The following is a 14,287-nucleotide window of genomic DNA, read 5'->3' as shown; positions in this document are numbered from 1 at the left end:
TTGGCTGATGAGTTACATGCAAACTGAAATGTACCCATTTGTTTGGATGAGCACCAAATTCCTTTTACTCTTTTAATGGCTGTCCTTCTATTCTTCAGAATGCCATTCCCTTAATAATGTGTCATATATTGCTCGCGTTCCCATGAGTGTACTTGCGTCCTGAACATATCCCATTCGATTTCTTTCGCTTCTACAAAACGTTCAAACAAATGGCTGCCTAACGCATTCGTGATGACTTCATTTGTCTTTAACAATTCGAGAGCCTGTGCCAGCGTGGCTGGCAGATCAATAATGCCATATTCCTTACGTTGTTCTTTAGACATGACATATATATTTTGATCTACTGGTTCTGGAGCTGTTAAGTTACTTTTGATCCCATCTAATCCGGCAGCCAATAGGGCAGCCATTGCCAGATAAGGATTGGCAGAGGGGTCAACACTGCGAACTTCTACACGAGTGCTCAAGCCGCGCGAAGCCGGGATACGAATAAGCGGGCTTCTGTTTCTTGCCGACCATGCCACATAACACGGTGCCTCATATCCTGGAACCAACCGTTTATAAGAATTAACGGTCGGATTTGTAATGGCTGTGAAACTTGGTGCGTGTTTTAATATTCCTGCCAAAAAGTTTCTCGCTGTATCACTTATTTCCAGCGGCCCATTTGCATCATAAAAAGCATTCTCTCCTCCTTTGAATAAGCTTAAGTTGCAGTGCATGCCTGATCCATTTATGCCAAACAGTGGTTTTGGCATAAAAGTCGCCAACAAACCATGTTTACGGGCAATCGTTTTGACAACCAGTTTAAAGGTTTGAATATCATCGCAAGCTCTTAAGGCATCTTGATATTTAAAATCTATTTCGTGTTGGCCCGGTGCAACCTCATGGTGGGATGCCTCAATTTCAAAGCCCATTTCCTCTAATTCCAACACAATATCACGTCTGCAGTTTTCCCCCAGATCTGTTGGCGCAAGGTCAAAATAGCCGCCATGATCATTCAATTCGAGTGTTGGTTCCCCTTTTTCATCCAGTTTGAATAAGAAAAATTCAGGCTCGGGGCCAACGTTGAAATTGGTAAATCCCAGTTCCTCCATTTCTTTTAAAACCCTTTTCAGATTGTTACGGGGATCTCCTGCAAATGGCGTTCCATCAGGATGATAAATATCGCAAATCAATCTGGCTACTTTGCCTTTTTCTGCTGTCCAAGGAAAGATAACGAACGTATCCAAGTCAGGATATAAATACATATCTGACTCCTCGATTCTTACAAAACCCTCAATGGATGAACCATCAAACATCATTTTATTATCCAAAGCTTTCGTTAACTGACTGACGGGAATTTCGACGTTTTTAATCGTTCCAAATAAATCAGTAAATTGCAGACGAATGTAACGTACATTTTGTTCTCTTACCATCTCAAGTACTCTTTCTCTGTTCATATCCTCAGCTCTCTCCTTGCTGTCCATTATTTTTAGGTAAAAATAGCATGTTGATAATCGAATTCACCATGGCATATATAGGCAGCTTCTCCTCTTTTCCAAACATGGCCCTGTTCATCCCACCTTACAGTCAAATCCCCTCCCGGAAGGTGAACAGTGATTGGCTCATATTTATCAAGCAATTGATTTATTGTAGCGGCAACGACTGCAGCACAAGCACCTGTTCCGCAAGCCATTGTGATGCCTGATCCTCTTTCCCACACCCGGTAATCAATCTCCCGGCGCCCTTTCATTTGAACAATTCCTACGTTTACCCGATCTGGGAATAGACTGGCATGTTCTATGACAGGTCCGATTTTCTCCAACGGAACGGCATCCACCTCATCGACAAAGATGATCGCATGCGGATTGCCCATCGAGACGCAAGTGAGATGATACTCCTCTTCACCGAAGGTATGGGGTTCGTTTATTGCCGCAATGAATGGATCACCTTCCATAGGAATCATTCCTTTTAATAGCTTCGGCTCACCCATATCCACGTTGACATATCGAACAGATTGTTTTTTATCCAATTCCACCTCTACCTCAACGTTGACAACACCCCCCAATGTTTCAACCGTAAAGCGGGGTTTCGGTGCATACATGTGATCAAATAGAAACTTTGCAACACAGCGCAAGCCATTCCCGCAATTCTTTGCCTCGGAACCATCTTCATTAAAGATTCTCATTTTAAAATCGGCCATCTGCGACGCGGAAATGAGAATCATACCATCGGAACCAATTCCAAAGTTGACGTTGGAAACTTTTCTGGAAAGGTCAGGATATTTCTGTTCATCCAACACATTATCCGGATCATCCAATTGATTAAAAATGACATAGTTATTGCCCAATCCATGCATTTTCGTAAAATTCATCTCTTCATTCCCCCTTAAAAGATGAATTTGGAAGTGCGCAGCCTTGCTCTTATCTCTTTAAAGATTCGCTGTTCTCCCTCCCATCCATCAGCCTGGAAGGTAACTGAAAATCGCACATATGGGCCGGCATCTTCCCATGGAACAGTCGAAATGAAATGCTCATGAATTAAATATTGGCTAAAATCTTCTGCTGAATGAAATTGCGGACCGTTTTCCACTGCTTTTGGAATCTTTGTATATAAGAAAAAGGAGCCTTTTGGTTTGTTTGCAGCAAATCCACACTCACGTAAAATGGCCGATAAATGATCATGACGCCGTGAATATTTCGCAGCCGTTTGTTTTGTTATTTCAGGGTGTAATAAAGCACAGGATGCCGCTTTTTGAATAGGAATAAACTGTCCCGAATCATAATGTTCCTTCACCGTTGCAAATGCAGAAACAAGTTTGGCGTTGCCCGCGATAAAACCGATGCGCCACCCTGTCATATTGAAAGATTTTGATAAAGAATGCAGCTCTATGCCAACCTCTTTCGCTCCCGGAACAGATAAGAAACTAAGCGGTTTTTCACCATCAAATACAAGGGCAGCATAAGCGGCATCATGGACAACGATCAGTTCATGTTTTTTGGCAAAGTGTACGACCTCTTTAAAGAAATCCCTATTCGCAACTGCGCCTGTAGGATTGTTTGGATAGTTTAAGTACAGTAATTTAGATTTTTTCAATACATGATCAGACAATGAATCCAGCCTCGGAAGAAAAGAATGTTCTTCCAAAAGCGGTAAATGTACGACTTCTCCACCCAGATATTTCGTATGAGTACCTAAAATGGGGTAACTGGGCATCGGCATGATCGTCATGTCACCAGGATTGATAAATGCTGCCGGAATCATGGCCAATGCCGATTTTGTACCAATGACATGATTGATCTCCGCTTCAGGATCAAGGCCGTCCACCCCAAATACTTCTTTCATATAAGTGGCTGCAGCTTGCTTAAATTCAAGTATTCCATTATCAGCATAAATGCGATTTTCCGGTTTTTTTACTTCTTCTGCCATTTTTCTGACGACCATCTCATCCGCCATCGCATCCGGTTCACCGACACCAAGATCGATTAATGTTTTCCCGGGATTTCTTTGCAACGCTTCCCGCTTTGCTCTTTTTATTTTTTCAAATTTATACATTTCATTCTTTAAGCCAAATTGTGATCCACCTATTCGGTCGGCAAATAAATGTTGTATACGATCCATTGTTACCATACTGATTCCCCCACATTTTCACGACATCTTTCTCATGATGTAATCATGGCATTCCATCGCAGCTTCTTTTCCTTCCTGTATCGCCCAAACAATTAAGCTTGCGCCCATTCGAGCATCGCCGGCAGTAAAAACACCTTCTTCATATGTGTGATATGTGCCCCTTTTTACTGCGATATTCGAACGATGATTCACTGTTATATGGCTATCATTGAACATGTCTGTTTCAGGGCCGTCAAAGCCGATTGCCAGCAAAACCAATTGAGCTGGCCACATTTTTTCCGTTCCAGGAATCACTTCTCTTATTTTTTTGCCTTTTTTGTTTAGAACTGTTTTAATGTTTGCACTTTTTACACCTGCCACATTCCCATTTTCATCACTCATAAATTCAAGTGCTGTTGTCGCAAACGCTCTCGGATCATGTCCGAATACACTGGCAGCCTCTTCTTGTCCCGTATCCACTTTATGAATCACCGGATATTGCGGCCATGGGTTGCCATCAGTCCGTTCATGGGGACGAACCGGATAAATATCAAATTGAACAAGACTTTTACAGTTTTGGCGCATGGCGGTAGAAACACAGTCTGTTGCTGTATCTCCACCTCCAATGACGATGACATCTTTTCCTTCTGCGGAGAGAACATTTCCATCAGCGAAATGAGAATCTAGCAGACTTTTCGTATTTACATGTAAGTAATCCATCGCAAAGTGGATTCCTCCAAGTTCTCTTCCCGGAATCGCCAAGTCCCGAGGCCGGGTAGAACCGATACAAAGGACAACCGCATCATTTTTCGACCGCAATTGTTCAAGCGTTATTTGTTTCCCTACTTCCATATTAGGAACAAATTGAATTCCTTCTTCTTGCATTAATTTGATTCGGCGATCGACAATATTTTGCTCAATTTTCATTTTAGGGATTCCATATGTTAACAAGCCGCCCACCCGATCGGCGCGCTCATAAACCGTTACCGTGTGTCCTTGTTGGTTTAAAATGGCTGCGCACGAGAGCCCGGCAGGACCAGAGCCGATAATGGCTACTTTTTTACCTGTCCGTTGCCCAGGAATTTGCGGTTGAACCCATCCTTCTTCAAATGCTTTATCTATAATGGCACGTTCGATGTTTTTGATGGTGACAGAATCATTGGCAAGCGAGGCGACACACCCACCTTCACAAGGGGCTGGACAAGCACGCCCAGTAAATTCCGGGAAGGGATTCGTCCGGCTTAAACGCTCGTACGCCTCCTTCCATCTTCCTTTATAAACGAGATCATTCCATTCCGGAATGAGGTTATAAACCGGACAGCCTGTCGTCATACCTGCCAGCTCGCTGCCATTTTGACAAAAGGGAACAGCGCAATCCATACAACGTGAAGCCTGTTCCCGCAAAACTTTCTCAGAAGGAAGCCGGGCTATTTCTTTCCAATCTTTTATCCTTTCCAACGGGTCACGATAGAGTAATGAACTCCTTTGATGGTCGATAAACCCAGTTATGTTTCCCATCTATCCAACCCCCCATTTAAATTTCAACTGTATTGTAAATGTTCGCTTTGGTTGGTTTCACCCAGTATTCTTTTATATTCTTTCGGAATAACCCGTACAAAGCGGGATGCGCAGCAGTCCCAATTTTCCAAGATTTCCCCGGCTATCGTACTTTTTGTATATTGATAATGCAGTTTGATTTGCTTTTTTATAAACGCCACTTCTTCTCTTTCTTGTAAAGATTCAATGATGACAAGTTCCTGGTTGCATTGTTTCCGAAATTTTTCTCTTTCATGAACCAGAACATAAGCAATGCCACCTGACATCCCTGCAGCAAAGTTTTGGCCTACTTCTCCAAGAATGACTGCACTGCCTCCTGTCATATACTCACAGCCATGATCACCGATTCCTTCAACAACTACATGAGCACCGCTGTTTCTTACACAAAATCTTTCTCCTGCCATCCCCCGGATATATGCTTCTCCGCTCGTTGCCCCATAAAATGCTGCATTGCCAATGATAATGTTCTGTTCAGCCGGGAAGGTTGATATTGCTGAAGGAAAGATGGCCATTTTCCCGCCGGATAATCCTTTTCCGACGTAATCATTGGCGTCCCCTTCTAATGTCAATGTCAGCCCATTGGGTATGAATGCCCCAAAGCTCTGACCTGCAGAACCTTTAAAGTGAAGCTTTATCGCATCTTCTTTTAATCCTTCATCTCCATATCTACTTGAAATGGCATTCCCTAGCAGCGTTCCAACAGAACGATTCGTATTGCGAATAGGGAGCACTGCGCTGACCGGCCGCGCATTTTTCAATCCTTGAAGAGATAAAGGCAGGAGTTCCCTGCTATCCAATGTTTGATCCATTTCATGATCCTGCTCTTCTTTAGGTTGTTGATCATTGGGCTGAACATATAAAATGGGTGACAAATCAAGTTTTTGAGCTTTCCAGTGATCTGAATGAGCCGGTCGCAATAAGTCAGTCCGCCCGATCATTTCATCCAATGTTCTAAACCCTAATTCAGCCATATATTCGCGAATTTCTTGAGCAAAAAAATGCATCAATTGGACAACATGTTCTGCAGTACCAACCATATTTTTACGGAGGAGCGGGTTTTGCGTCGCGATGCCAACCGGACATGTATCTAAATGACAAACTCTCATCATGATACAGCCAAGGGAAACAAGCGGTACTGTGGAAAATCCATATTCTTCTGCTCCAAGAAGAGCAGCTATGACCACATCCCGGCCGCTCATCATTTTTCCATCCGTTTCCAATGTCACTTTATGCCGCAGTCCATTCAGTTTTAATGTTTGGTGAGTTTCGGCAAGCCCCAACTCCCAAGGCATACCGGCATGTTTTATACTTGAACGGGAGGCTGCCCCAGTCCCGCCATCATAGCCGCTAATTAAAATCACATCCGCTTTCGCCTTCGCTACACCCGCAGCAATCGTTCCAACACCCGATTCTGATACAAGTTTTACATTGATTCTTGCTTTTGGATTCGCATTTTTTAAGTCATAAATAAGTTGGGCCAAATCTTCAATGGAATAAATATCATGATGGGGCGGTGGCGATATCAGCTCAATACCTGGAGTGGATCCCCTTGTTTTTGCTACATCGGGGGTTACTTTGTGGCCAGCTAATTGTCCGCCTTCACCAGGTTTGGCTCCTTGGGCCATTTTAATTTGGATTTCCTCAGCATGAACGAGATAGTGGCTCGTAACCCCAAATCTTCCTGATGCAACTTGCTTAATGCTGCTGCATTTTGAATCGCCATTTTCCAGCGGTGTGAATCGTTTGGGATCCTCTCCGCCTTCACCACTATTGCTCTTTCCACCCAATCGGTTCATCGCAATCGCTATTGCTTCATGAGCCTCTTTGCTAATCGACCCGTATGACATGGCTCCTGTTTTAAACCTGTTAAAGATCGCTTCAATTGGTTCAACTTCCTTAATTGGCACAGGTTTCCTTTTATAATTGAACTCCAGTAATCCGCGCAGTGTCGTCTGCTGGCTGATTTCCTCATGTAACATCCTGCTATATTCTTTGTATACTTCATATTTTCCTGTACGAACGGCATGTTGTAATAAATGAATGGTTTTCGGTTGGAATAAATGCGTCTCTCCGCCATAACGCCATTGAAAATCTGATCCCGTTTCCAGGCCTGCTTCTTCCGGCTGGAATGCACGTTCATGGCGCAAACGGACTTCTTTTTCAATATCTTCCAATGTCAATCCGCCAAGTTTCGAAGCTGTATTTGGAAAATAACGATCGATCACTTCATGACTGATTCCTAAAGCCTCGAAGATTTGTGCACCTATATAACTTTGAACAGTTGAGATACCCATTTTGGACATGATTTTCATGATTCCTTTTGTGACGGATTTCACATAATTTCTGGAGGCATCATCCAGGGAGACGCTATATCCCTCTTCTTCCACTAATAAAGGAAGTGATTCATATATAAGATAAGGGTATATGGCATTCGCACCATATCCAAGCAAGGCCGCAAAATGGTGTACTTCTCTCGGCTCTCCGGATTCTACAATTAAACTAACTTTACTTCGGTTGCCGGTTTGTATTAAATGATGATGAACTGCCGATACTGCAAGCAATGAAGGAATCGCTGCATGTTCTTTATGAACGTTTCGGTCACTGAGGATGAGGATATTGCACCCACTTTCAATCTCTTCATCCACTCTCTGAAACAATTCCTCTATCGCAGCACTCAAATTGCCTTGAATAGGGAATAAAGTTGAAGTACTCGCTGTTATCCAGTCTTTTGTTTGTAAACTGTGTATTTTCTTCATTTCTGACGCTAATAAAATGGGTGTTTTCAGACGTATTTTTTTAAATTCCATTTGTGAAGGTTGAAGCAAATTGCCGTCAGATCCCAACATGACTTCCATTGAAGTAACAGATTCTTCCCGAATTGCATCAATTGGCGGATTTGTCACTTGAGCAAATTTCTGCTTAAAATAATTGAACAAAAGCTGAGGTGTACTCGATAATACGGCTAAAGGCGCATCATATCCCATTGAACCAACAGGTTCATTCCCTTCCAAAGCCATCGGTTTTACAACTTTCTCCCATTCTTCATTTGTATAGCCAAAGATCGCCTGTCTGCGAAGCGTTTCTCCATCTGATATTTCCTTAACCCGGTCCGTATCTGCCGTAACCTTTTCTAAAGGTATGATGTTTTCTTTTACCAGCTTCTGATAAGGTCTCTGGGAGACAATCAGTTGCTTGATTTCTTCATCATCATATAAGCGCCCTTTTTCCAGATCTATTAAAAGCATCTGCCCTGGCTTCAAACGATCTTTGCAAATGATCTTTTCTTCCGGGATGTCAACAACCCCTACTTCAGATGAAACGCATATAAAATCATCATCCGTGACAATAAACCGCGCTGGTCTTAATCCGTTTCTATCAAGGCATGCCCCAACTAATTTTCCATCTGTAAATGCCATTGCCGCCGGTCCGTCCCATGGCTCCATGAAGCTGCTGTGATATTGATAAAATGCCTTTTTCTGTTCATCCATTAACTCATTTTTTTCCCATGGTTCCGGAATCATCATCATCATCGCATGCGGCAGTGGCCATCCCGATAACACGAGAAATTCCAATACATTATCAAACATTGCAGAGTCGCTGCCATCCAAGTCAACAATAGGCCGCACCATTTCAATATTTTCTATTAAGTCCGTGTTGTATGTTGCTTCTCTGGCATACATCCAATTCACATTTCCTTTTATCGTATTAATTTCACCATTATGCATCACATAACGATTTGGCTGCGCCCTTTGCCAGTTTGGAAATGTATTGGTACTAAAGCGATTGTGGACCATCGCCATGGCCGATTCGTACAATTCACTGTTTAAATCAATATAATAATCGCTCAGCTGTTCAGGCAGCAATAAGCCTTTATAGATAATCGTTCTCGCCGAAAAACTGACAGCATAATAAGGTTCGTCATTTGCGAACTGGGCATTTTTCAGTGCCCTTTCAATTTTTCTGCGAACTTTGTATAATTTTCTTTCAAACTTTATATCCCCTGGTTCATCATAAGGAGACTCCACGAATACTTGGCGTATCACTGGCTGCGTTTCTTTTGCCTTCAGATGTAAATTTCTATCATTTGTGGGAACAGTTCTCCAACCAATTAAGACCAATTCTTCCATCATAATTATATTTTCAATGATTTCTTCACATAATTGTCTCGAACTTTTTTGCTGTGGCAGGAAGAACATGCCAACCCCGTACTTCCCCGCTTCGATCAGGGGTTTTCCCGCTTTTTCCCACTCTGCTTGAAATAATTTATGAGGGATTTGAGTTAAAATCCCGGCCCCATCCCCCAGCAGATTGTCTGCACCGTGTCCGCCCCGATGATCAAGCCGTTCAAGTGCAATTAATGCTTGGGATACTATCGAGTGTGTTTTCTCGCCATTTATATGAGCAAGCAGGGCAATCCCGCATGCATCATGTTCAAATTGAGGATCATACATCCCTTGTTTATCTATGGTCCATGCCCGATGCATATAATATCCTCCTTTACGTCTTTGTCTCAGTTACTTACATTAAATGTTAATACATTGAGAACCAAAATTATTTAGAGTTATTGGTGGATCATTTGCATTTTTTGACGAATCGAAAGGCGTACATTATTATTTTTTTTGTTTTTATTGTTCGTATTTGGTGTTTATTATTTAGATTTTCTCCTGATATTCTTTAAATATTTTGGATTCAGATTATTTGATTGAATATTCAAATTTTATTTGCCAGCATGAATGACTAATATCTGTACACAACCAAAAAGGCTGCTGCGGGATCTTTATTAAATCCCATAGCAACCTGCTCTCCTTTTGGTATGGAAATTTTCATCTGACTTCAGAAGGGTTTTTGCCGGTATATTGTTTAAATTGCCTGCTAAAAAAGTGCAAATCGCTATAGCCAAGGGCATATGCAGCTTCCGTTACGGTCATCCCGCTAAAATGGAGTAAATGTTCTGCACGTTTTATACGAGAATAAACGATGTAAGATTTAACCGTCTGCCCGATAATTTGTTTAAACTTTTGAGAAAAATACCGCTCAGAAAGATTGGCGCGTGCCGATAAACTTTCAATCGTATGCGGCTCTCCGGGGTGCTGTTGAATATAATTGGCGATTTCGCGAATCGTTTCCACCAAGCTATTGCTTGTACCATCCAACTCCTCTTCCTTTTCTTGTTCTTCTCTTAACAAATGGATCATTAATTGCTTCAAGATCAACTTCCCCTCAATTTCCGCTCCATATGTTTTGACTAAAAACAACCGAACATATTGGGTTAACATTGATTCAAAGCTAATCGTATTTTTAAGAATTCGATGTGAGGAAGGAATCAATCGAGGTGTTTCGGCTACATCAAAATGAATATAAGTTAATACTAGGGGATTTTGGGGATTATGTGTCGCTTCCGTCTCATCACCTGGCCTAAACAAAAAGCAATGGCCTTTCTCCACATGATATGGCTTTTTGTTTAGTAATACAGTCCCCTCACCACTCCAAATATAAAATAAATCATAGTTAGGCATGGGGGCATCTCTTTTTCTCCACTTCCAGTTCGGTTCACAATGAATGGTTGCTAATGCTGGTTTCAACACAAAATCATCCGGATTCAGATAAAGCATCCCACTCCCTCCTTCCAAAGATGAGAAACTTACCATATATTTTAATCGTAAAATGCCCAATTTAGCAACCGGTCCATTTTATATGAGGATTTAAAGACCGTTGAATGAAGCGGTCTGTTATGGCGGGGATGGGCACGCCCTCTGTCAGTCTTCCCAAGGTGGCGATTTCAAATTCAGATTTGGATCTGATTTATCCATCAAAATGCTAACGATCTGGCGAATCTCCTTGTATTTACATTTTTCAAAACTCAGAGTGAATATGCTCAATGTTTTAAGTATAATAGGATGTGGAATGACAACAAAGGAGAAATGCAGATGAACACGAAAGACATGATAAAGCAGGCGATCTATCGGCCCTCCCATGAGGAAAATGATCAAGTAGAGGGTTATCCAGCATTTGCGCGCATAGTTAAAGGAATCGAGAACGCACTGTTATCACGTTACGGTATGCAGTATAAACTGTATGCCAGCGATGATGAAAATACAGAATATTGGGATCTCCTTGAGGAAGACGTGAAAAACGGCTATGAAGAGGTTGATCATGTTGCTCCCATTTTCGAACGGTTAGAACAAAGAACATTCTCATATGAAGAAGAACGAGATGAACCAAGTTATAATGTTTACCAATCGATTATGAACAACGTTTTTGCCTATCCGAAATCAGGTGTAGCCTTTGCCAGAATTCCGATCTTTTCCGATATAACTATTTTACCGATGAACTGTGTGTTTGCCGTTGGGGATCATGAATTATCCGAATTTCTAAGCAATGTCCGCAAGAGGTTGTGGAAACACAGCATGAAAAGTATAACAGTGTTTACCGACACCCAAGAGGGGATGGAACGTGAAAAAGAGTTAATTGTGCGGGCGGTTGAGCGTTGCGAAGTTGTGATGAATCCCGATGTGAAAAAAGAAATTTATCGTTCACTCGACCAATTTTTTTCGGATGATCGGACATTTTATCATACATACAACATCCCCTACAAACGGGGAATTTTGTTGTACGGTCCTCCGGGTAACGGAAAAACGACACTTGTTAAGTCGATTGCGGGCAGCATTAAGGCTCCTGTCGCCTACTGGCAAATTACCGAATTTACGAGTAGCGAATCAATCGCGGAAGTATTTCAGTCAGCACGAAAACTGGCACCGATGGTGCTTGTAATCGAAGACATCGATTCCATGCCTGAAGAAGCACGGTCTTTCTTTTTGAACACCCTGGACGGAGCAACGTCTAAAGAAGGCATCTTTCTGATTGGAACGACGAATTATCCGGAAAAAATTGACCCAGGTCTTATGAATCGTGCCGGCCGCTTTGACCGGGCGTATGAAATAGCTTTGCCGAATGAAGCCCTGCGCTTGCAATATTTGAAAATGCGCGGATTCGAGGCACTCATGACGGCGGAAGAAACAGCAGAAATAGCCCGTTTAACAGACGGATTCTCTTTTGCCCAACTGGGAGAATTGTATGTAAGTGCAGCATTGGAATGGCATCAGGAAGGCAAAATGAATATCGATCAGCTCGTCAAAGCGATGAAAGGTGAACAAGATAAAGGCCGTAAAGGTTCTTGGAACGATTCAACCCGCTCTCGCGTTGGTTTTCAGTAGGACAACCATTGAACAGTTTCCCGCTTGAAGCCTACGAAGAGCTGTATCACGGGAGCACATTCATCTTTGAATAACAATGCAGTAGAAATAGCCTGATGCACACAATATGTGTAGGAAGACGTTGTAATGGGAGGCAAGTTGGTAGAAGATTAGAAGATGTTGAAGCATATGGACACCTGTCCTATGAAAAAATGAATCAGTTTATGAAAAGTTTTTAGAAGAAATTGGAGGGGATAAAACGAGATTTTTTTATCTTAGTCAACTTTTAAAAAAAACACCAACAGTTGGTGTTTCTAGGTTTAGCGCCCTCGGAGGAATTATTGAAATTACAACGATTCTTTGAAACGATGTGTAAAAAAATCAAGGGAATGTAAACTAAACTGTGAAGCAGGAGCTGTACGCTCTCTCGCTTACACAGTTTAGTACATAGTACCGGGTTCATGCCCAATGCACTTTCCTCATCAATAACCTGTGGTCATTTTACTGAACGTATTTTATCTGCCATTTATATAATCTCGATAATCTCGTCTATAATCCCATATTCTTTTGCTTCTTCCGTACTCATAAAATAATCCCGGTCTGTATCCCTTGCAACTTTTTCTACGGGCTGACCGGTTCTGTCAGCAATAATTTGGTTAATTTTCTCCTTCAGTTTTAGAATTCTTTTTGCTGATATTTCAATTTCTGTTGCCTGCCCTCTCGCACCCCCAAGTGGTTGATGAATCATAATTTCACTATTTGGCAGGGCAAGACGTTTCCCTTTAGTACCAGCAAGAAGCAGCATTGCACCAAACGAGGCTGCCATCCCGGTGCAAATTGTTCTTACGTCAGGCTTAATGTATTGCATCGTATCAAATATTGCGAAACCTGCAGTGGTAGACCCACCTGGACAATTTATATATAAGGAAATATCTTTTTCGGGATTATCCGCCGCTAAAAATAATAGTTGTGCCACAACACTATTGGCCATATGATCATTAATTTCTTCACCAATCATGATGATTCGATCCTTTAATAAACGGGAGTATATATCATAGGAACGCTCTCCACGATTTGATTGTTCAATAACATATGGAATTGTATTCATGACCGATTCCTCCTTTTCAGATTAGCTATGCAGCCATAGAGAGAGTACTTGAAGGAGAGTAAAGGTTTTTATTTAATACAGCGTTTGGTGCTCCTGTTTCCTTCTTCAAAGTGCGAATAGATGGAATAGCTTTAATAAGCACGGTTGGATCTTGTAATTCTAAAGCTTTATAAAATAGCCCATAAAGTTGTTCCTGCTCTTCGTTATTCCAGTACCACTCATTTGAAAATGAAGCTTTTCCAACTTCTCTGGTATCTATTCTTTTTCTTGCTCGATGAAGGCTTGCTTTAACGGCCATTTCAGTTGTGTCCAATAACATGGCAATTTCTTTTAATTGAAATTGAAAACCTTCCTTCAACATGACAATGACGGCTTGTTTTGGAGTTAATGTTTTCATTAAAACCTCAATCACATCTAAAACATCATTTGTTTCTTCCTTGTTCTCCTCTAATTCTGTTAAAGACAAGGATGCTTCATTTTTTCTTTTTCTGATCGTGTCGATCCAAAAGTTATAAGCCATTCTTTTTAACAAAGCAGGCGTAATCTCCTCTTTATGCTTGTAACGATCCAATGCCTTAACTATAACCTCTTGAGCAATATCCTCTCCATCCCATTTATTTTGAGAAAGATACCGGCAATATTGCTGAAGCTGCGGAAGTAAGTTAATAAGGTTCTTCATCAATGCTTGCTCTGATGGATTGTTTTTTTTCATTGATGTATGAAAATGATTTTTAAACATTTTGTTCACTCCTTTAGTACCTCTCTACTTAGGGTCTACTGAATAACAAAAAAATGTTGTTTTAACAAGGTTTTTTACCTTTTTTGTCGAAGTTATATGCAAGGG

The 14,287-nt window shown here is 41.5% G+C and carries 8 protein-coding genes and 1 pseudogene; 1 reads left to right on the top strand and 8 read right to left on the bottom strand.

Annotated features, from left to right (window positions below):
• Positions 1–110 precede the first annotated feature (110 nt).
• The 6 genes from glnA to AB1L08_RS11725 all read right to left on the bottom strand — a co-directional run bounded on the left by glnA (position 111) and on the right by AB1L08_RS11725 (position 10,754).
• Positions 111–1,436, bottom strand: a complete 1,326-nt coding sequence (gene glnA, locus AB1L08_RS11750) for a type I glutamate--ammonia ligase (RefSeq protein ID WP_413064848.1) — start codon at positions 1,434–1,436, stop codon at positions 111–113.
• Between the two features lie 32 nt (positions 1,437–1,468).
• Complete coding sequence (gene dapF / locus AB1L08_RS11745) at positions 1,469–2,350, bottom strand: diaminopimelate epimerase (protein ID WP_413064847.1); 882 nt, start codon at positions 2,348–2,350, stop codon at positions 1,469–1,471.
• A gap of 14 nt (positions 2,351–2,364) precedes the next feature.
• On the bottom strand, positions 2,365–3,606 hold the full coding sequence (locus AB1L08_RS11740; RefSeq protein ID WP_413064846.1) for an LL-diaminopimelate aminotransferase: 1,242 nt from the start codon (positions 3,604–3,606) through the stop codon (positions 2,365–2,367).
• Positions 3,607–3,624: 18 nt separating this feature from the next.
• Entirely contained in the window at positions 3,625–5,103 is a 1,479-nt protein-coding gene (locus AB1L08_RS11735) for a glutamate synthase subunit beta (protein WP_413064845.1), read from the bottom strand.
• Positions 5,104–5,126: 23 nt separating this feature from the next.
• Positions 5,127–9,626 carry a glutamate synthase large subunit gene (gene gltB / locus AB1L08_RS11730; RefSeq protein ID WP_413064844.1) on the bottom strand — a complete coding sequence of 1,500 codons (4,500 nt, stop codon included), beginning with the start codon at positions 9,624–9,626 and terminating at the stop codon, positions 5,127–5,129.
• Positions 9,627–9,965: 339 nt separating this feature from the next.
• Positions 9,966–10,754 carry a helix-turn-helix domain-containing protein gene (locus tag AB1L08_RS11725; RefSeq protein WP_413064843.1) on the bottom strand — a complete coding sequence of 263 codons (789 nt, stop codon included), beginning with the start codon at positions 10,752–10,754 and terminating at the stop codon, positions 9,966–9,968.
• A gap of 315 nt (positions 10,755–11,069) precedes the next feature.
• Here AB1L08_RS11725 and AB1L08_RS11720 point away from each other — a divergent pair, with 315 nt between their 5' ends.
• Positions 11,070–12,356 carry an ATP-binding protein gene (locus tag AB1L08_RS11720; RefSeq protein WP_413064842.1) on the top strand — a complete coding sequence of 429 codons (1,287 nt, stop codon included), beginning with the start codon at positions 11,070–11,072 and terminating at the stop codon, positions 12,354–12,356.
• Between the two features lie 505 nt (positions 12,357–12,861).
• Here AB1L08_RS11720 and clpP read toward each other — a convergent pair.
• Both clpP and AB1L08_RS11710 read right to left on the bottom strand, forming a co-directional pair.
• Positions 12,862–13,446: pseudogene (clpP, locus tag AB1L08_RS11715) on the bottom strand (ATP-dependent Clp endopeptidase proteolytic subunit ClpP); the annotation flags it as partial.
• 22 nt (positions 13,447–13,468) lie between these two features.
• Entirely contained in the window at positions 13,469–14,182 is a 714-nt protein-coding gene (locus AB1L08_RS11710) for a sigma-70 family RNA polymerase sigma factor (protein WP_413064841.1), read from the bottom strand.
• Positions 14,183–14,287: the final 105 nt, after the last annotated feature.

This window comes from Siminovitchia jepli, from assembly GCF_047228825.1.
In the GTDB taxonomy this organism is placed as follows: domain Bacteria; phylum Bacillota; class Bacilli; order Bacillales; family Bacillaceae_C; genus Siminovitchia.
This window is presented reverse-complemented; position numbering and strand designations above follow the sequence as displayed.